Origin of the sequence: Bradyrhizobium erythrophlei (assembly GCF_042430365.1) — a bacterium.
In the GTDB taxonomy this organism is placed as follows: domain Bacteria; phylum Pseudomonadota; class Alphaproteobacteria; order Rhizobiales; family Xanthobacteraceae; genus Bradyrhizobium; species Bradyrhizobium erythrophlei.
Genome location: NZ_JBHMET010000053.1, coordinates 1 through 19,010 on the forward strand (window position 1 = coordinate 1; position 19,010 = coordinate 19,010).

At 59.9% G+C, this 19,010-nt stretch carries 18 protein-coding genes and 1 pseudogene; 5 read left to right on the top strand and 14 right to left on the bottom strand.

What is annotated here, in order from left to right:
- Positions 1-88: 88 nt before the first annotated feature.
- Entirely contained in the window at positions 89-316 is a 228-nt protein-coding gene (locus ACFFWD_RS08800; RefSeq protein WP_376963736.1) for a hypothetical protein, read from the bottom strand.
- 224 nt (positions 317-540) lie between these two features.
- Between ACFFWD_RS08800 and ACFFWD_RS08805 the strand changes: the two genes are divergently transcribed.
- The gene (locus ACFFWD_RS08805; protein ID WP_376963739.1) at positions 541-1,419 is read left to right on the top strand and encodes a class II glutamine amidotransferase; all 879 of its coding nucleotides are present in this window, start codon (positions 541-543) and stop codon (positions 1,417-1,419) included.
- A gap of 891 nt (positions 1,420-2,310) precedes the next feature.
- Here ACFFWD_RS08805 and ACFFWD_RS08810 read toward each other — a convergent pair.
- From ACFFWD_RS08810 to ACFFWD_RS08840, 7 genes are all read right to left on the bottom strand, one after another.
- Positions 2,311-4,434, bottom strand: a complete 2,124-nt coding sequence (locus ACFFWD_RS08810; protein WP_376963741.1) for a cation:proton antiporter domain-containing protein — start codon at positions 4,432-4,434, stop codon at positions 2,311-2,313.
- 411 nt (positions 4,435-4,845) lie between these two features.
- Positions 4,846-5,193, bottom strand: coding sequence for a hypothetical protein (locus ACFFWD_RS08815; protein ID WP_376963744.1), 348 nt, complete (start codon positions 5,191-5,193; stop codon positions 4,846-4,848).
- Between the two features lie 10 nt (positions 5,194-5,203).
- On the bottom strand, positions 5,204-5,668 hold the full coding sequence (locus ACFFWD_RS08820; RefSeq protein ID WP_376963747.1) for a hypothetical protein: 465 nt from the start codon (positions 5,666-5,668) through the stop codon (positions 5,204-5,206).
- Between the two features lie 481 nt (positions 5,669-6,149).
- Positions 6,150-6,509: a carboxymuconolactone decarboxylase family protein gene (locus ACFFWD_RS08825; protein WP_376963750.1), complete on the bottom strand. Its 360-nt coding sequence runs from the start codon at positions 6,507-6,509 to the stop codon at positions 6,150-6,152.
- 11 nt (positions 6,510-6,520) lie between these two features.
- Positions 6,521-9,748 (bottom strand): efflux RND transporter permease subunit, encoded by a 3,228-nt coding sequence (locus tag ACFFWD_RS08830; RefSeq protein ID WP_376963753.1) that lies wholly within the window; start codon positions 9,746-9,748, stop codon positions 6,521-6,523.
- A complete protein-coding gene (locus ACFFWD_RS08835; RefSeq protein WP_376963756.1) occupies positions 9,745-10,734 on the bottom strand; it encodes an efflux RND transporter periplasmic adaptor subunit in 990 nt (329 codons plus the stop codon). Before ACFFWD_RS08835 ends, ACFFWD_RS08830 begins: the two co-directional genes overlap by 4 nt.
- Before the next feature lie 118 nt (positions 10,735-10,852).
- A complete protein-coding gene (locus tag ACFFWD_RS08840; RefSeq protein WP_376963759.1) occupies positions 10,853-11,164 on the bottom strand; it encodes an ArsR/SmtB family transcription factor in 312 nt (103 codons plus the stop codon).
- 114 nt (positions 11,165-11,278) lie between these two features.
- On the opposite strand from ACFFWD_RS08840, the gene ACFFWD_RS08845 reads away from it, so the two are divergent.
- Genes ACFFWD_RS08845 through ACFFWD_RS08855 form a run of 3 tightly spaced genes read left to right on the top strand, consistent with a single transcriptional unit; the run spans position 11,279 to position 13,238 of the window.
- Positions 11,279-12,565 carry an NAD(P)/FAD-dependent oxidoreductase gene (locus tag ACFFWD_RS08845; protein ID WP_376963762.1) on the top strand — a complete coding sequence of 429 codons (1,287 nt, stop codon included), beginning with the start codon at positions 11,279-11,281 and terminating at the stop codon, positions 12,563-12,565.
- Entirely contained in the window at positions 12,562-13,005 is a 444-nt protein-coding gene (trxC, locus tag ACFFWD_RS08850; protein ID WP_376963765.1) for a thioredoxin TrxC, read from the top strand. The genes ACFFWD_RS08845 and trxC overlap by 4 nt, the downstream gene beginning before the upstream one ends.
- A 29-nt stretch (positions 13,006-13,034) precedes the next feature.
- Entirely contained in the window at positions 13,035-13,238 is a 204-nt protein-coding gene (locus tag ACFFWD_RS08855) for a YgaP family membrane protein (RefSeq protein ID WP_376963768.1), read from the top strand.
- A gap of 101 nt (positions 13,239-13,339) precedes the next feature.
- On the opposite strand, the gene ACFFWD_RS08860 is transcribed toward ACFFWD_RS08855, so the two are convergent.
- On the bottom strand, positions 13,340-14,056 hold the full coding sequence (locus ACFFWD_RS08860) for a Crp/Fnr family transcriptional regulator (RefSeq protein WP_376963771.1): 717 nt from the start codon (positions 14,054-14,056) through the stop codon (positions 13,340-13,342).
- A 120-nt stretch (positions 14,057-14,176) separates the two neighbouring features.
- Here ACFFWD_RS08860 and ACFFWD_RS08865 point away from each other — a divergent pair.
- Positions 14,177-15,352, top strand: a pseudogene (locus tag ACFFWD_RS08865) (NnrS family protein).
- Between the two features lie 133 nt (positions 15,353-15,485).
- On the opposite strand, the gene ACFFWD_RS08870 reads toward ACFFWD_RS08865, so the two are convergent.
- The 5 genes from ACFFWD_RS08870 to ACFFWD_RS08890 all read right to left on the bottom strand — a co-directional run bounded on the left by ACFFWD_RS08870 (position 15,486) and on the right by ACFFWD_RS08890 (position 18,866).
- On the bottom strand, positions 15,486-16,640 hold the full coding sequence (locus ACFFWD_RS08870; protein WP_376963773.1) for an OpgC domain-containing protein: 1,155 nt from the start codon (positions 16,638-16,640) through the stop codon (positions 15,486-15,488).
- Positions 16,637-16,888: a hypothetical protein gene (locus ACFFWD_RS08875; RefSeq protein ID WP_376963776.1), complete on the bottom strand. Its 252-nt coding sequence runs from the start codon at positions 16,886-16,888 to the stop codon at positions 16,637-16,639. The genes ACFFWD_RS08870 and ACFFWD_RS08875 overlap by 4 nt, the downstream gene beginning before the upstream one ends.
- 349 nt (positions 16,889-17,237) lie before the next feature.
- Entirely contained in the window at positions 17,238-17,543 is a 306-nt protein-coding gene (locus tag ACFFWD_RS08880; RefSeq protein ID WP_376963843.1) for a S1C family serine protease, read from the bottom strand.
- A gap of 10 nt (positions 17,544-17,553) precedes the next feature.
- Positions 17,554-18,069: a trypsin-like peptidase domain-containing protein gene (locus ACFFWD_RS08885; protein WP_376963779.1), complete on the bottom strand. Its 516-nt coding sequence runs from the start codon at positions 18,067-18,069 to the stop codon at positions 17,554-17,556.
- Complete coding sequence (locus ACFFWD_RS08890; protein ID WP_376963782.1) at positions 18,045-18,866, bottom strand: universal stress protein; 822 nt, start codon at positions 18,864-18,866, stop codon at positions 18,045-18,047. Before ACFFWD_RS08890 ends, ACFFWD_RS08885 begins: the two co-directional genes overlap by 25 nt.
- Positions 18,867-19,010 lie beyond the last annotated feature (144 nt).

Consider the following 19,010-nt stretch of genomic DNA (forward strand, 5'->3'; position numbering starts at 1 on the left):
ACCACCTGCCCAAACACACAGCAATGCTTCAATTTCTGGGTTTTTCAGCAGACTGCTAGATCAATATGCCCCCATGCGAATGTCGGCTTCAATTATGGCGCTGTTCGTAGCTCGAGATGCGTTGAATTTCAGCGACGTGCACGAATGAATGAGGCGGTTCCATATCATGCGGCGATCGCAGGTCGCGGACGCGCCCTTTCAGCTCTTCCTCGGCCAGCAGCCTCAACAAGACCGCCCGCTCCTGCGCCGTTACTCGGGACTCCGCCAGCCGTTTCTTGAAGAGCGCGATGTTCTCCCGCCGGATGAAGTTTTGCATGGCTTTGGCTCCGTCAGATCCCACTTTTCCTCCGTAGAATTACGTAGTCAAAGGCTGACTGGCGTTCTTTGTCGCAGAGCAAACTCGCGGATGTTATCGCTTTGTCCTCTTCGCGACCCCGATCGATCACTTCTATTGATCCAGATCAAGTAGCGTGGCCTGTGGTGCACCACCATGTCCAAGACGGCCGGGAGCCGTTGCCGACAGGGATTCGTGGACCCGAAATGTGTGAGCTGTTTTGCCTATCAAGCCGGCAGGCAACCGTCGTCAATTTTTCGCTTGAAGCGTTTGCCCGACGCGGTGGCCGAAACGGGCGCAATATCGATGGCTGGGGTCTCGCCTATTATGACGATCACGACGTGCGCCTATATCGGGAGCCGGAGCCCGCCGGTGATAGCACGTGGCTGGGCTTCATAGAGCGACGCCACATCGCGAGCACTTTGATTCTTTCACACATTCGGCACGCCACACGTGGCCGAATTTCGCTCGCAAACACCCAGCCGTTCGCGCGCGAATTGGGCGGTCGGGTGCACGTGTTTGCCCACAACGGCCGCCTGGACGACATCGAAATCCGACACGGCGGCGAGTGGGATCGGTTTCGACCAATTGGTGATACGGACTCGGAAATCGCGTATTGCATCCTGCTCGAGCGTCTTTCGGAATTGTGGCGTGACGGAGCGGAGCCACCGCTCGACGAAAGACTTGCCATCGTCGAACAATTCGCTTCCGACATGCGCCAACTCGGGCCGGCCAATTTCATCTATTCTGACGGCCGCACCCTGTTTGCACACGGGCATCGGCGAATCCAGGCCGATGGCCTGATCGCACCGCCCGGCCTGTGGCAGCTGCACCGCCGCTGCGCGGCGGACATCGACGCCTTGCCGGACGCAGGCGTTGCGATCGAACCCGGCCGGCAGGATCAGGAGATCACGCTGCTTGCAAGCGTGCCTTTGACTGCAGAGCCGTGGCGGCCACTTGCCGAGGGAGAGATTCTCGTCGTCAAAGACGGACACGACCTTTCGCGAGCCGAGTTTAGAACCCTCCGTGGTTCTTCCGATTTTTCAGATGCTGCCTGCGAGGGGTGCTTCCTACATCCTGAATGAACTCGACTCGAGCCAACGCGCAAGCGCGAATACCAGAACGACGGCGAACAGCCAGCCGAAGATCAGCTTGTTGTTGCGTGCAAGGCAAAGCGGCAGACAAATATCGAAGTTGTCGGAGAGATCATCAGTGTAGCGGGACGCCACCTTCGTGAGCGGACAGCGCCATTCGTTTGCGATTAAAAGCGGCTATCTCGATAGACACAAGTATCGTTCGAACTACAACGCTGCCGAACTGGCCGCGCCATGCAAGTACTGGACTCGCAAGAATGCAGCTTGCGAAGAAGGTCCAGCCCAGCGTGTGGATAACCTTAACTACCTGCAGCGCGCTCTGCATCGACCGCGCATCGGCGGGCTGCTTTCTAGGCCAACTGCCAAAACGGGCATTGCAGCGAATGCGAGCAGCAAAGCCACATAAATCAAACCCGCCGGTGCCAAGAGGCGGGTGAGTTGCTGAGCCCGTGCAATTCCACAAAGAGCGGCACCGACAGCGAAGTCGGCCAATCGCTGCAGAACGAACACACCAACTCCCATTACCGCCAGCGATGCGATGCTTGGTCTCAAGCCCAAAGCTCTCGGAAGCCATCGAGCGGCCAGCAACATTGCACACAGAAGAAACGGTGCCTCGCAAAGAGTGGCTATGGTCTCCCCGAGCCGTGGCTCCAGCCAAAAAACGCGCGCTGGCCGGACCACGACTCCAACGCCAAACACAATCAAGAAGTAGAATGCCGCTGCTGCAATAAGACGCATAGACTTGTCAGCCCGCGGGCGCACCCGCCAAGCCACACACGACCGTCGTCTTGCGGCTTGCCCGGAGCAAGGCAAAGGTCGAGCTGAAAGCTCGCGCAATCCACTTCTTCTAGTGCATGGCATTGCGCTGGCGCTGAACCAGTCTCAGCTCGATACAAACAGGATTGAACAATCGGAATTCTCAAGAATTGCCGCTGCCACCTTGCCGAAAAAAAGCGTTTCACCGGCGGGACGACCTACCCCTAGCACTATCAAGTTATAGTGACCGAGATGCGCCTGCCGGACGATCGCATCCTCGGGAGAAACGTCGAGACGCAATGCCGTGCGGATGGACTGACCTTCGCGATCGGCCAGCTCCACAATATCCTTAAGCACTGCTTCTTCATAGTGGTGGGTTGTCGTAGGACGTCGACGGCGGCGATGGGCCGCACCCAGTCCGACCGTGCCGAGGACATAAAGCGCGGTCATTGGACTCTTGCTGGTCTTGGCGATCGCAAGCGCCACTTCAGCGGCCCTGCGCGAGACCTTGTTCCCCCTTACCGGCACTAGAACGTTCAGGCCACCGTCGCGAGCTGGGTCTACATTCGCTCCCCGCGCGACGGCCACAGCGAACGGCCCTTCATACTTTGCGGCGATGCGGGCGATCTCTTCATCAAATCCACCGTGCGACGCCTCGGTCTTCGCAATGCCAACGACGAGTAGGCCGTAGCCCTTCTGAATTTCTCTGCCCACAGCCGCCTCCGTCGCGAAGGGATCGCTACGGACCATCACATGGGCAATTCTCCTTTTCGCTCCATTCGCGCGCGCTGATGGATTAGCGCTCGCCGCCCTCAAGGCGGCTTCCGCACTTCCTTGCCCGAGATGAAGGAGCGTAGTCGTAATCTCTCGCGATTGCGCAATCAGACCGGCCAAGCTCAGTGCAAGTTTGCCGTTCGGGCTATCATCGGCCGCCACGAGTAGACGCTCCACCTTACTGAGAAATCCCTTCGCCTCAAAAGCTTCGCGTTCGAGCCTGGATCGCTCCTCCTCATGCAGCGGCAGCCTTGACAACGCCCAGCGGAGCGTGGGGGGCATCAAAAGGGTGGTCACAATCGCCGTCGTCACGATCATCGTGAAAAGATCCTGGTTGATCACGCCGAGGGATAAGCCGATGGAGGCGACGATCACTTCGGTCGATCCACGCGCGTTCATGCCGCAGGCCAGCGCCATCGATTCCCGCCCGCTCAATCCGCCAAGCTTGCCGCCAACAAAGGCTCCGCTGAACTTTCCGGCGCTAGCGACCACTATGAACCCGCAGGTAAGGGAAAGGAGTCTCGGGTCTGCAAGGATCGACACGTCCGCATTAAGCCCGGCTATCGCAAAGAACACCGGCATGAAGAGAGCCACGACGAGCCCACGCAACTGCTCGTCGATATGGCGAGTCAAAATCGGCGATTCACCGACCAGAATACCGGCAACGAATGCACCGAGCACGGTGTGGACGCCTATCAAATGCGTCATTAATGCCATTACCCCCATCACGATGAGGATCGCAGTGACAACGGGCACTTCGCTGACGAACGTGTCGTTGGTCCAGCGGATCAAGCCGAACACAAGGCGCCGGCCGAGCGTGAAGCTGACCACCAGAAAAAGTCCGGTCCCAAGCACACTTTGAATGAGAATCGTCGCATTGAGCTTCCCATGCAACGCGAGGCTGGATGTGACTGCGATGATGGTCCATCCGACCGTGTCGTCGATAATAGCGGAGGCGAGCAGCGTCATCCCCACCTTGCGGCGTATGAATTTCATCTCGCGCACGACCGTGGCCACTATCTTGACTGAGGCGACTGAGAGAGCGGTCCCCAGAAACAACGAGGTGATCAGCCGCTGGTCGGGGCGCGGCAGCATGGAATCGGGAAGAAACTGGCCCAGCGTTACGCCGAGCGCAAAAGGCAGGGCGATCCCTGCCGCCGATACACTGATAGCGGCGCCCCTCGCCTTTCTGACCAGCTTGAGATCGGTTTCCATGCCGGTCAGCAGCAAGAGCATGAGTATTCCGAGATCGGAGACCGCCTCGAGCATCGCATTCTGCTCGCGTCCCGCGGGGAAGAGGGCCTGCTGTGCTTCCGGCCAAACAGCCCCGAACACCGATGGTCCAAGCAAAACGCCAGCGAGCAACTGTCCCATCACAGCGGGCTGGCCGATTCGCTGCATAGCTTCGCCAAGAAGGCGACCGACCAAGAGCAGCACCACAACTTGGGCGATGAAGAGTGCCTCCGACGGGCCCATGCAGCTCCTTCCGGCGGGGCCGAGTGGGTCGGCCGCCGCGCGACGGTTCCATCAAGTTTCGGCGGCGATCTGGAAAGATCAAGCAGCCAATTCAGGGCTCTAATGAAACTCCTACACCGCGCAACGGCGTTCCTCTCGCCTTCTTAATCGTACAATTCCCGGCATAGCTTGCGCACTCTCGTACTGCGTCGGCACCTCTTGCGAGGTCCGGTTGTGGCCCCTATCCGCCTCGCCAGCCGCCGCAAGCGCGTACATCACGCCAAGGTTTGAATCTTGGGTTTTGGACGCTGGCGATTGGGACTGGTCCCAATCATGGCGGCGATAGCCGAATGCACCGAAGAGATCTCGCACGGCCAGGCGCCGATTGCCGCCCAGCGTCTGCGGCCGCGAGGCAAGTCGATTTCACGGCAATCAAAAGAGCATGAACCATAGCGCGATTGCGGCGCCGTTGATCAATGCTCCCGCGGCTACGGGCCCGATCAGTGTTGCGTCGCTGAGCCTGGCGATCGTATCGTTCTTGGAAAGGCTCCATCCAAGCACAAAGAACACCGCCAAGATCACGGCGCCATGTGTCGTCCAGTGGTGGCCCATGAGCTTCTGCATGAAATCGTGCAAGGGTTCCCATGCATCCTTCACAATGGTCAGGATTGCATTGATCACCAAGGTAACCGCTGCTGCAATACTGAATCCGGCCGCGGTCCGGCTAAGCGTCGTCTCGGCGCGACGGATATGTAACCGGCCACTCTCGGTTGTCGTCATGTCTCTCTCCTCATTTCAGGCCGGCTTGCTGGAAAGCCAGCTTGGCGCCGTGATTGATGACCGCACCCGCCCCTTCCATAGCCAATGAATTGCCGATCACCAGGACCGCAACTGCGATGGTCATGGCTTTTGCCGACCAGCTCTCTGCGAGCTTCTGACGAGCCGCGATCGGCAGCAGGATGGCGAGGACCAGGAGGCCAAAGAACACGTGCTCCTTCGTCTCCATGAAGAAGTTGTGGGCAAACGGCCACGGGCCTTTTAGGATAGCGGCCTTCTCCGGAGCGTAGAAGTTGACATACCAGTAGCCACCCACCACGTAAGCCAGGATGATGCAGAAGGCAGCGGTCCCGGCTGCCATCTGGACACGCTGCTGGTTCGCTTCACTCGCATTCAGTGCTTCGACCAGCACCCAGACAGATGCCATGATACCTAGAACGCCGAGCGTCGGGTGAGCAAAAAGGATCAGATCATTCATGAGCTGTCTCCTCGGGCTGACACCGGGTAATTTTTGATTTTGTGAGAAAGGATGCAGGCACCTACGTCGCATTACATTGATTTGAGTCAAACTAGTCACGCTCAAGGGCCCGGCCTTGCTCAGCACGTGAGCGCGATCATTTGGTAGAGGCCCCCGAAAACTCTCTGCTTGGGCAGCGCTTCGTCCCGATTGGCGACGTCCACTTGGTTATTTCGTCGCGCCACAGATCGAAGGGCTCGAGGATGGCGAGCATAACGGAGCGGAAGCCACCATCGATCGAAACGGCACTGCGCAAGCTCGCGTCGAATTCACCTGCGGCCTTGTCGGAAAGCGAAACTCCGGTAGCCCTTCATCCAGATTTGGATGCGGCGGCCGCGCCAACGCATTAGCCGCGAGTCGATTGTCTCAGCCTCGATCTTGGCAGCGGCTGCTTCAAAGGGTGGATCGAATGTGTGCTGTCAAGCTGTTTCGCTGGGAACGCTCAGGCGGCAACAGTCATTTTCTGCTGGAATTGTTCGAATGCTCCTATCGCTTCCGCCGCATACATCAACGACGGACCGCCGCCCATGTAGACCGCCATGCCGAGGGTTTCCTCGACTTCCTGACGCGTCGCTCCAAGCCTGACCAACGCCTCGGAATGGAAGCCGATACAACCGTCGCAGCGTGCGGCAACACCAAGCGCAAGCGCAATCAGCTCCTTGGTCTTCTTGTCCAGCGCGCCGTCGCGGGTCGCGGCCTGAGCCAGCGCCGAGAACGCCTGCATGGTGTCGGGGATGCCACTGCGCAGCTCTTTAAGATTGCCGGAGATCTGCCTGCAAACATCGGAATAGTTCTTGTCCATGACGGATCCCTCTAGTTGGGTTTGAGTGGATCGGGCGCAGCGCGCGAAGGCGTACGCAGCGCGATGTAGATTGCGGGGATCACGAGAACGGTGAGCAGCGTCGACGAGGCGAGCCCGAACAGAAGCGAGATCGCGAGCCCCTGGAAGATCGGATCGAGCAGAATAGTCGCAGCCCCGATCATCGCGGCGAGTGCGGTGAGCAGGATTGGTTTGAAGCGCACGGCGCCGGCTTCGAGCACGACATCCCTCAGCGACTTGCCTTCACCACTGCTGTGACGGATGAAGTCGACCAGAAGAATCGAGTTGCGCACGATGATGCCGGCGAGCGCGATGAATCCGATCATCGAGGTCGCGGTGAATGGTGCACCCAGCAGCCAGTGGCCGATCAAAATTCCGATCAGGGTCAGCGGAATCGGCGTGAGGATGACGAACGGCAGCTTGAAGCTGCGGAATTGCGCCACTACCAGTACATAGATGCCGAGGATCGCCGCACCGAACGCGGCACCCATGTCACGGAAGGTGACCCAGGTGATTTCCCACTCGCCGTCCCACAGCAGCGTCGGATGGGACTCGTCCGTCGGCTGCCCGTGCAGGCTGATGACGGGCTTTGGCAGCGCGCCCCAATCGTGGACGTCGACGCGATTTGCGACCTCGATCATCCCGTAAAGCGGTGCCTCAAAGCGGCCGGCAAGCTCCGCCATCACCATGTCGGCGAACCGCCCGTCGCGCCGGAAGATCGTCGGCGAACCCTGCTCGACTGTTGCTTTGACGACCTGACCGAGTTCCACCACGGTCTTGCTGCCCGGCAGCGTGTTGGCGGGCACCGGCGTCGACGCCAGCGCCTCATCCCAGACCAGACCGCGCTTGGGCAATCTCACTGCGATCTCGATCGGGTTGCGGTCCTCGCCGCGATGGGAGTAGCCGATAGATACGCCGCGGAACAGCGCCTGGATCGTGTCGTAGACGTCGCGCTGCTCGACGCCGAAGAATTCGAGCCTGTCCTGATCGATCGACAGCCGCAGCCGCGGCCGCCTCTCTCCGATTGAATCGTCGATGTCGACGATGAACGGCACCTCCGCAAGTATCTTTTTCAATTCATGAGTGACAGCCCGCCGCGTCGCCGCATCGGGCCCGTAGACCTCGGCCAGAAGCGTCGCCAGCACAGGCGGTCCGGGCGGCACTTCGACAACCTTGATGCTGGTCCCAGCCGCCACGTTCACGGCCTTGAGCCGCTGCCTGAGATCCAGCGCGATCTCATGGCTTGCGCGTTTGCGGTCGCCTCGCCCAGCAAGGTTCACCTGCAGTTCCCCGAGTTCAGGCCTCTCGCGCAGGTAATAGTGCCGAACGAGGCCGTTGAAATTGAATGGCGCCGGCGTCCCGGAATAGGTCTGCACCGACGTGATCTCAGGCAATTGGCGCGAGATGTCCGCCGCGGCAAACAGCGTGCGCTCGGTATCTTCCAGGCTCGCCCCCTCCGGCAAATCGACCACGACCGCGATCTCTGACTTGTTGTCGAAGGGCAGTAATTTGACCGTTACGGATTTGGTCGCGAACAGCGTCATCGAGGCCAGCGTCGCGACGCCGACGCCGAGCAGGAAGATCCAGGCCGAACGTTTGTTTGCAACGATCCGGGTGGCAATTTTGCGGTAGGTGCGGCCAAGCAGGCCTTCGTTGAAGCTCGCGTGAGCTCCGGCCGCCGCACCATCCTTCGGCGCCAAGCGGAGCATCAGCCAGGGCGCCACCACGACCGCGACAAAGAACGAGAACAGCATGGCCGCCGACGCATTCGCCGGGATCGGCGCCATGTAGGGTCCCATAAGGCCCGAGACGAACAGCATCGGCAGAAGCGCCGCGACCACTGTCAGCGTGGCAACGATGGTGGGATTACCGACCTCCGCGACTGCCTCGATGGTCGCCTGCAGGCGCGGTCGACCATCGCGCATCGCCCAGTGGCGCGCAACGTTCTCTACCACGACGATCGCGTCGTCGACCAGGATGCCGATCGAGAAGATCAGCGCAAACAGACTAACGCGGTTGATCGTGTAGCCCATCAGGTTGGCTGCAAACAGCGTCAGCAGGATCGTCGTTGGGATTACCACCAAGGTGACCACGGCCTCGCGCCAGCCGATCGCAAGGGCAATCAATCCGACGATCGAGATCGTCGCAAGGCCAAGATGAAACAGCAGCTCGTTGGCCTTCTCGTTGGCGGTCGCGCCATAGTCGCGCGTCACCGTCACGTCGACATCATCAGGAATGAGGCGCGCCTTCAGCCCTTGGAGCCTTTGTGCAATGTCATGCGAGACGACCACTGCGTTGGCCCCACCGCGCTTCGCAAGGGCAAGGCTGACCGCAGGAACGCGATGCCAGTTACCCTTGTCGTCACGCGCGTCGCTCCAGACCCGGTGCTCGATGGTGTTCGGCCCGATGACCACGGAGGCCACGTCCTTGACATAGACCGGCCGGCTGTCACGCGTGGAGATCAGGAGCAAGCCGATATCGGGAATACCCGCCAGGGTCTGGCCAGCCGAGACACTGCGAGTGATCCCGGAATCGCGCACCTGCCCCGCCAGGAACGAGCGGTTGGCATCCTTCACCTTGCCCACTAGCTGCTGAAGCGTCACGCCATAGAGCGACAGCTTCTCCGGATCCGGCTCGACCCTGATCTGCTGGGCGCTGCCGCCAGAAATGTAGGTTAGCCCGATACTATCGACCTTCACCAGTTCGGCGCGCAGTTTGTTGGCAAGTTCAAACAGATCCTTGTCCGACCAGCGTTCGGCGGCTTCCGGCTTCGGCGACAGCGTCAACACGGTTACAGCCACGTCGTTGATGCCTCTGCCGACGATCAGCGGCTCAGAAATGCCGACCGGGATGCGGTCGAGATTGGCGCGAATCTTCTCGTGCACGCGCAGGATCGCGTCCTCGAATTTGGTGCCTACCAGGAAGCGCGCGGTCACCATCACGCGATCGTCTTCGGTCTGGCTGTAGACGTGCTCTACCCCGTCGATGCCCTTGACGATCGCCTCCAGCGGCTTGGTGACGAGCTCGACCCCGTCGGGTCCGCGCAAGCCGTCGGCGTTGACGCGGATATCGACCATGGGAACACTGATCTGAGGCTCTTCCTCGCGCGGGATGACGGTCAACGCAATCAGGCCGACGATCAACGAGGCGAGCAGGAACAAGGGCGTCAAAGGCGATGCAATCGTCGCCTTGGTGAGCCGCCCGGACAGCCCCAGATTCACGGCCGCACCAATTGATCGCCGGCGCGAATGCCGGAGAGGATTTCAAGGCCGTCTGGAAGGTCGGTAGTCGGCAGATCGCGTCCGCGCTGCACCGGCACGGTGACGGCGTGGTTGCCCTGGCGAAGCTGTACGTAGTCGATGCCAAAGCGCGTCGTCACATAGCTCGATGGGATCACGAAGGCCGGCCGCGCGTCGCCCGCGATCCAAACCCGCAGACGGTCGCCGACAAAATACTCGCCAAGCCCTTCGACCTTGGCATCGGCAATAACGCGACCTTCCTCGATCTGCGGATAGACGAGATCGATGACGCCCCATTTGGCCGCCTCTTCGCCTGACTCGGCGCCTTCGATCCGGATCCTGTCACCCGCCTTTAAAAAGTGAGCGTGGCGTTCCGGAATCCTCAGGCGCAGCTTGAAATCCTGTTGGGCGATGGTCACGGCGGGGTCTCCGGGCAACATCACGGACCCTACGGCCACGAGCCTTTTCAAGACGCGTCCATCCTGCGGAGCCAGCACCTGCCCCTCATTGAGCTGCTGCTGGACGACGGCGCGTTCGGCGATCCTGGCCCGCAAGCTGTTTTGCGCGACGTTGAGAGCCGTACGCGTCTCGTCAAGCTTCACGCGAGGAAGCGTGCCGCGTTCGACCAGCCCCTGAGTCCGGTTAAAATCGACCTGCGCCTGATCCGCCTGCGCCTGCAGGGCCTGGATCTGCGCATCGAGCGATTTCATCTGAAGGGCGAGCTTCTCGTCCCCGACGACCACGATCGCCTGGCCGCGCGTGACCGCGTCGCCCTCCTTGACATGAAGCTGCGCGACCGTGCCGCCGATACGGCTGCGCGCAGGCACGACACTGATGCTCTCGACGGTGGCAAAGATGGCCTTTTCGTCGGCGATCGAACGCTGGACGATGGTCAGTGTTTCCGCCCTCGCCTGAGCGGCAGGCAACACCAGGGCTGCCACAACAGCTAATACTCTCAATGCCAGCATTGGCCGGCTCCATCATTCAATAGGGAATCACAACGCCGCATCATGGCCCTCCCGTGCCATCTCACTGCAATTGTCGCGACGAACATTGATCTCGCTCAACACACCATCGCGCGCGCGCTCATAGTTTGCGTTTCGGCACGCCCGTCTTCGGAGGCGCGCAAAAGACCTGGTAGAGCGTCTTCAGGACCTCGCGTGCCGGCTCGCTCGCGATGGAGTAGTAGATCGTCTGTGCATCGCGCCGCGCGGACACCAGCCCGTCCTTGCGAAGGAGCGCAAGATGTTGCGACACGGTCGAGTCGCGCAGGTTCAGGAACTCGGCGAGTTCACCAACTGAGCGCTCGCCGTCGATCAGCTGACAGATGATCAAGAGCCGATGACGGTTCGCGAGCGCCTTCAGCAACTCGCTCGCATGGTCGGCTGCCCGCTCCATAACTTCACTATCTATTTTCATACTTGCGTATATACGAATTATCGCATATATAGTCAAGGTGAAAACGACAGGCCGGAAACCAACCGGCGCGGCTACACGGTAACGGAGTATCTCATGGCGGAAGTTGTTGTTATCGGAGCGGGCCTAAGCGGAACACTGATGGCCTACGAACTATTGCCCCAACTAAGAAAGGACGATCACCTGACCGTCGTTTCGCAAGGCGCGGTCTATCACTTCGTCCCCTCAAACCCCTGGGTGGCGGTCGGCTGGCGCAAGCAAAGCGACATCGAAATCGATCTCATCGACATCATGAAACGCAAGGGAATCCGCCTGCTCACGCAGGGCGCACAGCGCGTGCACCCCTCCGAAAACGAGATCGAGCTCAGCGACGGAAGCTCGATCAACTACGACTATCTCGTGATCGCGACCGGCTCCGAGCTCGCATTCGACGAAATCCCCGGTCTCGGACCCCAGGGCTTCACGCAGTCGGTCTGTCACGTCGATCACGCGACCCACGCCAAGGAAGCCTTCGACAAGCTCGCAGCCAACCCCGGGCCGGTGGTGGTCGGGGCTGTCCAGGGCGCCTCCTGCTTCGGCCCGGCCTACGAATTCCTGTTCATCCTGGAGACCGAGCTGCGCCGCCGCAAGCTGCGCGATCGCGTCCCAATGACCTTCGTCACCTCTGAACCCTATATCGGCCACCTTGGGCTTGACGGTGTCGGCGACACCAAGGGCTTGCTCGAGAGCGAGATGCGCGAAAAGCATGTCAAATGGATCACTAACGCCCGCGTCAAAGGCATCGAGCAAGCCAAGATGTCGGTTGAGGAGCTCAATGAGGACGGCTCGGTCCGCAAGACGCACGAATTGCCGTTCGCCTATTCGATGATGTTGCCGGCCTTCCGCGGCGTCGGGGCCGTTCGTGGCATCGAGAAGCTCGCCAATCCCCGCGGCTTCATCATCGTCGATAAGCACCAGCGTAATTCTGCATTTCCGAATGTGCTTGCGGTCGGCGTCTGCGTGGCGATCGCCCCGGTCGGAGCCACCCCTGTTCCGGTCGGCGTGCCGAAGACCGGCTTCATGATCGAATCGATGGTGACAGCAACCGCGCAGAACATCGGCTCGCTGCTGCGCGGCCGCCCTGCATCGGCGGAGCCCACCTGGAACGCCGTCTGCCTCGCCGATTTCGGCGATTCCGGCGTCGCCTTCCTGGCGCAGCCGCAGATTCCGCCGCGGAACGTCAACTGGTCCTCGAAAGGCGAATGGGTGCACTACGCCAAGGTGGCCTTCGAGAAATATTTTTTGCGTAAGATCAGACGCGGCGATAGTGAACCGTCCTATGAACGCTTCGTGCTCGACAAGCTCAACATAGCGAAAATCAAGGAAACAAGGACCGGAACATGATCGAAGAACGCCAGGTCGTCTGTGGCAATTGCGGGCAGATCAACCGCCTGCCGGCCGGCCGGCTGGCGAGCGGCGCCAGGTGCGGCTCTTGTCACCAGCAGCTCTTTAGTGGACGCCCCATTGAGGTCGACGAGCAAGGTTTTGACCGTCATGTCGCGCACAGCGACATTCCCCTGCTCGTCGACGTCTGGGCACCATGGTGCGGCCCGTGCCGCGCGATGGCGCCGATGTTCGAACGCGCTGCGAAAGAACTTGAGCCGGATGTTCGCCTATTGAAGTTCAACTCCGACGCGGCGCCGAGCACTTCGTCACGCCTCCGCATCACCGGCATCCCCACCCTGCTCTTGATGCGCGGCGGCCGCGAGATTTCGCGGCGTTCGGGCGCGACGGACACCTGGAACATCGTTGCCTGGGCCCGGGCCGGGCTCGCCGGATCCTGACGATTTCAACTCCGGCAAAGGAGCATGCCATGAACATCGACAAAGCGGTTCTCACGTTCGCAGGATTTGTCGTCCTGCTCGGTCTCGCGCTGGGCTATTGGGTCAGCCCCTACTGGTTTTTACTGACAGCCTTTGCTGGACTAAACATGATCCAGGCCTCGTTCACCGGATTCTGCCCGGCCGCGCTTGTCTTCAAGAAGCTGGGTCTGCGGAGCGGCAACGCATTCCCGTAAGTTGGCACGGTTGAGTGCTCATGGCCGGTTGGGTTTTGCGGCGAGGGCGGCGTCGAGCTTGCGCGTTCCTACGTTGGGTGTTGATGGCAGGAAAAGGTCTATCAACCACTGGAGACGGTGGAGCGAGCGTGCCGTTCTGCAAGGACGAGCAGCTTATGAGGGTTGCGCAGTACGATCCGCTGGCGTCCACCCTCGATCAGATCCTGCTGCTCCCACGCGCTGAGGATCCGGCTGACGGTATGCAGCGTCGAGCCGACCATCTCGGCGATATTCTGACGACTGACTGGAAATTCAATCTCTATGCCGGCCTGGGTTTTGCGTCCCGCCTGTTTGGCAAGTCGCAGAAGGACGTGAGCGATGCGCTGTTCTATCTGTTCACTGGACATTTCGAAGACGCGGGCTTGGGTCTCCTGCAACCGCTGACCAACCGTCCGTAGCGCATTCGCTGTCAGGCTTGGGAACTTTTCCGTCAACCTGGGCCACGCCACCGACCGCCAGCACAGGGCGACACTCTCGACCGCGGCGATCGCCGTTGCCGGATATGCTTTCAGCCCGAGGGCTTTTGCTACGCCGAAGATCTCGCCGGGCGAAACGTAGCGGACCACGATCTGCTGTCCCCGTGGCGTCGTCTTCACGACGCGTAGGTGACCGTGCAGCAGGGCAAAGAATGAATCGGCGTCGGCTCCCTGAGCGAACACGGCCGCGCCTTTCGGATATCTGATAGAGCGGGCCTCACGCAGAATCTCGTCGAGTTCGCCAGGAGCAAGCCCGGCGAACGACGGGAGATTGGCCACGACCGAACGATCAATTGGCGGCATCTTCCTCTCATTACAGCGGCGCCTGTTGATAAAGTCACGGAGGTTCGGCGGAAACATTGCGCTAGCTCAAATCTGGTTCCGCGATCGCCCGCTATACTTGAAAGTGAATCGGGAGGCCTTATGGCGATACCACGACTTCGCTCGTATCAAGGGCCTGCGATACTCTCCTATGGCTTCCGGCCGTTCTTTCTGCTTGGTTCGATCTAGGCCGGCACGACGATTCCAGTTTGGTTGGGCGTGTTCGAGGGCGAGTTACAGCTTCCCACCGCGTTGGTACCGCGCGATTGGCACGTTCACGAAATGCTGTTCGGTTACGTCGCGGCTATCGTGGGCGGCTTCCTGCTGACGGCCATTCCAAACTGGACCGGACGCCTACCCCTGCAGGGCATCCCGCTCGCCGTACTGGTCTCAAGCTGGCTCGCTGGACGCGTCGCTGTCTGGACGTCAGCATGGATCGGATGGGCGATCGCGTGCGCCATCGATGCAGCGTTCCTTACACTGCTCGCGGCGGCAGCTGCTCGCGAGATCATATGCGGCAGAAAGTGGGGCAACGTACCGGTGGTGGCTATAGTAGCCCTGTTTGGCGCCAGCAATATCACGTTTCACATCGAAGCGCATGTCGGTGTTCTTGCCGAATATTCGACCCGCTTTGTGGTCGCGCTGATCATCTCTCTCGTAGCCCTGATCGGTGGACGGATCCTTCCAAGCTTCACCCGGAACTGGCTTGCGCGGCAGCGCCCTGGCCGCCTGCCCGCGCCATTCGGTCGCTTCGACGCCGTCGTAATGACGGCCAGCGTCGTTGTGCTAATGGCCTGGATCGTCGCTCCTGCGGCAAAGGCAACCGGCATGGCGCTGATTGCTGCGGGCTGGCTTCACGTGATTCGCCTCGCACGCTGGGCTGGCTATCGGACCGTGCCCGATCGCCTGGTGTTCATCCTTCATCTCGCCTATGCGTTCATACCGGTCGGCTATCTTCTCGCGGGCTTGGCGGCCTACGATGTGCTTCCGCCGAGCGCCGGTATCCATGCCTGGACCGGCGGCGCGATCGGTTCGATGACTATCGCCGTTATGACACGCGCGACACTCGGACACACCGGGCGCGCGTTGACGGCTTCGGTTGGCACGCAATGCCTTTATGCGGCGGTCATTGCGGCGGCCGTGATGCGGATCTGCGCGTCGGCAGCGCCTGAGCACCTGCAAGTCTTGCTGGCGGCCGCAGGTATCGGCTGGACATTCGCCTTCCTCGGCTTCGCCGTTCTGTACGGTTGTGCGCTCTGCTCACCGCGAGTAGCCTGACCACCACCACGTGAGACTAAGTGAACATTTACGGGCGTCCGGGCTACCCCAATCAGACATGTGATCGCGCTGGTCGAGCAATCACGACGGTCCCGTCCGGCCGCCGATCGAGGGCGCTTGATGTTGGGGACGCTCACAAGGGCCGGGGATGAGCCAGCGCGGTCCGATCTATTGCCCCGACGAAAGCTGCAATAGTACTCATGGCGGCGAGACCGGCCAGACTGACCAATGTCTGTGAAGCAAGACCATTCCAACCAAAAGTCAGAAGCGCATGGGCGGCGAAGGACAGCAGAACGCCAGCGCAATAAATCACAAGTGAGTATTCGCCGCATTGCACCACCGGGCGCAATGCCTGCACTCTCAAGATGGCGGAATTGCTCGGGAGGACACGCCAACACAGAAGCGCGAGGGCGGCAAAGTGCGCCAACCGCAGAATATCGAGATTGCTCTTGTCGACCGGATAAATCAGGCGTGAGAGCCAAGCCGGGACGTAAGCTTCCATAGAATGAAATTGCCAGCCCAAGGTGATCAGGAACGAAAACATCAGGTAGATCACGGCCAAAACAGTGAGACCCTTGGAGTCGTGAAGAGCACGTTGCCAGCTGCCACGGTTTGCTCCCCACCAGATGCCGATCACAAATAGCAGTTGCCAGTTCAACGGATTGAAATAGATTTGCCCCGTTGGGTAAGCGGGCAGGTACCAATCAAACATGTGAGCAAAAACGTAGAGTGCCGCTGATCCGATCAACGCCAGCGGCCACGCGCGCATCACCACGGGCAAGATAATCAGTAACGCAAAGTGAAGTACGACCATTAGCAGCAAAGGGTCGAGATTGACTGGCGAGTACCTCAATAGGATTGCCTGAGATAGCGTATCGGCGGGCTTTTCTAGCAGGATGGCTAGATTGGCGTGGTCCAACATGCTGGCCTGACGCGCCGCGAAGTAAGATACTTCGGCCAACAACAGTACTAGCGTTACAATTTGCGCGATATAGATTTCAACGGCGCGGCGGAAGATGCGTAGACATGCGAGTGCCACGCCGGACTGTCGCGCAATATCGCCATACACGATACCGGATGCGAGCCCCGACAGGAATACAAGTATTTCGGCAGCGTCACTAAAACCGAAGTTCTTCGGTGTGAACTGGTTCAGATGACTTTCGGGGATATGATCAACAAAGATCCACCACAGCGAAAGACCTCGAAAGAGATCAATCCGGAGATCGCGCTCGCTCAACGGTGGCGGTATCGTCGCGCTCCGTTTCACCTGTGCGCCTTTGCCGGTCACGACCGCGATATCCCGTTTCTGTCAGAATTGAGCAGCGATTGCCGGCCAGCATTCGCTGGCCAGTCGGCAAACGCGACTATCCAAAGCCCGATCAGGTTGAACAGCGGGATGAATACAAGGATGGACCACACAGGCGAGAAACCCATGCGGCTAAGAATTCGTCCAGTCGGGTAGAGAACCACAGCGGCGACGATAACAAGCCAAAGACCATGGCCGAGACCGTATCCATACATCCAATGTCCCATCATCGGCGACCTCCTCTATCCAGATCGACCGCAATTCTGACGGTCCTGGTCGCCCATTAATTGACTTAGATCAGGCCGGAAACGCCTTCTCTCACGGTCCGCCCCTCAGCCTGGCACCTCGTCCCGCACAAGCAGTTGGTCGGTCACGTGGTCGCCGAAGAAACGCATGAATGGCCTGTGGCCATCTGCTCCGAACGACATCACCGTGTGGGGCTGAGGCCGTCCACGTTCGATTGCGGTGGAGCCGTGCTAAGCGCGGCTTCAGGCCACGGACCACGCTGCCTTTCCCGGAGCCTGATGGGGCTAGCAAGTCCTCGACCGGCTCTCATATGAGTTTCGGTGGCGGCGTCCCTCAATAATTTGTCTTGAGCGCCCTGATCAAGATCGCCTGGATGGCAGCTGCCGAGACTGCAAACCCAAAGCTGCGTTCGTTCATGGCCTCGCCGGCCCGTGCGGTGTTGATGCCAACGATTTCACCGCGAAGGTTGAACAGAGGTCCCCCGGAACTGCCCCGATCGAGCAAGACATCAGTCTGAATGAGATCATGACCTTGTATGCCGGGCCAGGAACGGTGAAGCGCACTGATCATTCCAAACGTCGCACTATGATCGAGTCCTAACGGATCACCAACCGCCAAGACAAAATCGCCTGCTTCCACTCCATTCGGTTCACCGATCGGGCTCGCGATCAATCCAGATGCCCTCTATCTTGAGGATTGCCAGATCGTTGTCCTCGTCGACCACCCTGGTGCCCGCGTCAAAGCGGCGCCCGTCGAATAGCAGCACCGACGTCGTTTCTGCGCCCTTCACGAGGTGATTGCTTGTGACGATCAGGCCAAGTTCGGCGTCGATCATGACCCCGGCGCCACAGATGGTCCGCGTTATCGGCAGTGGGCCGTCAGGAAAGCCGGAGCCTGGGCCATCCGGAGGATAGAAATACGATGTTTGTATCGTGGCACTCACGCTTACAACGGTTTGAATGACCCGCTTGACGAGCGGCCTAAGCGTTTGAATGCTGCTAGCCCCTGCATCAATTCTGGCTTCTTCGCTTTGCGCAACCGTCGCAAATGCCACAGCGAATGCCAGCGCAGCCACAAATTCCCAGCGCCTTCTACGCCAGGCCGAAACGTCAGCGCCCCATTTGAGCGGAACGGACGCGATCAATGCGACATAAGGAGACAACACGCCGCCTCTCTCAACAGCCCGCGCGTCATGCCGCCGAACATCCATTCACCCAACCGACTGTGACCGTAGGCACCCGTTACGATCAGATCGACGTCGATGGCCTTCGCGAGCCGCAATAGATGGTCGGCGTCGGTTTCGGACGTGTACACGCGAACGTCAGTCTCACATCTGGCACCATGTTTCGATAGGTAATTCGCGATGTCACGGACACGTCTTCGAGCACGATCCTGTTCATCGGATGGGCAACGTTCAATGATCGTCACCTCGGAAGCTCGGGTAAGAAACGGCAGCGCGTGAAGAACAGCCGTACGCGCCTGCCGAGTGTCTTTCCAACCAACGACGATACGATCCGCTTTCAACTCCGAGGCGTGCTCAGGCACAAGGATCGTTGGGCGTCCCATCCGCAAGATCGCCTCGGCCGGATCGACGAAATGATACGCATCATCACGGTCCGATGTACGCTTCATCACGATCAGGTCGGCAGCTCTCGCCTCATCGGCAAGGAAGGTTGTGGGATACTCAACGGCCCACCGCCACTCAACCTTTTCCTTTGGCAAGCCAACGACGCTCCGGAACCAGCCTTCCTTCGCCGCGAGGGCCCCTTTCAAGCGCTTCAGATCGTCCGGCGTCGTTGCCTGAATGATCACTCCTTCCGCGACGATCGGCGGCTCGATCGCGAACGCCGAGACACTGATGATCGCGGCGTCAAACCTATTGGCCACATCTCGAGCAATCCGCACCTGCCCTTCAGCCTGCTGGGCGGGGTCGACATCGACCATGACCGTTGCGACCGACATCTGTGCACCCTCCGGTTGGATGATACCAATCCATCTAGTTTCGCATCAGCCTGGCTATATGGATTGACCGAATCAACAAGCACGGATCGCTTTTTGACATTACTTGGCTTTGCGTTGCGACCGCGGCGGAACGGAATCTATCAG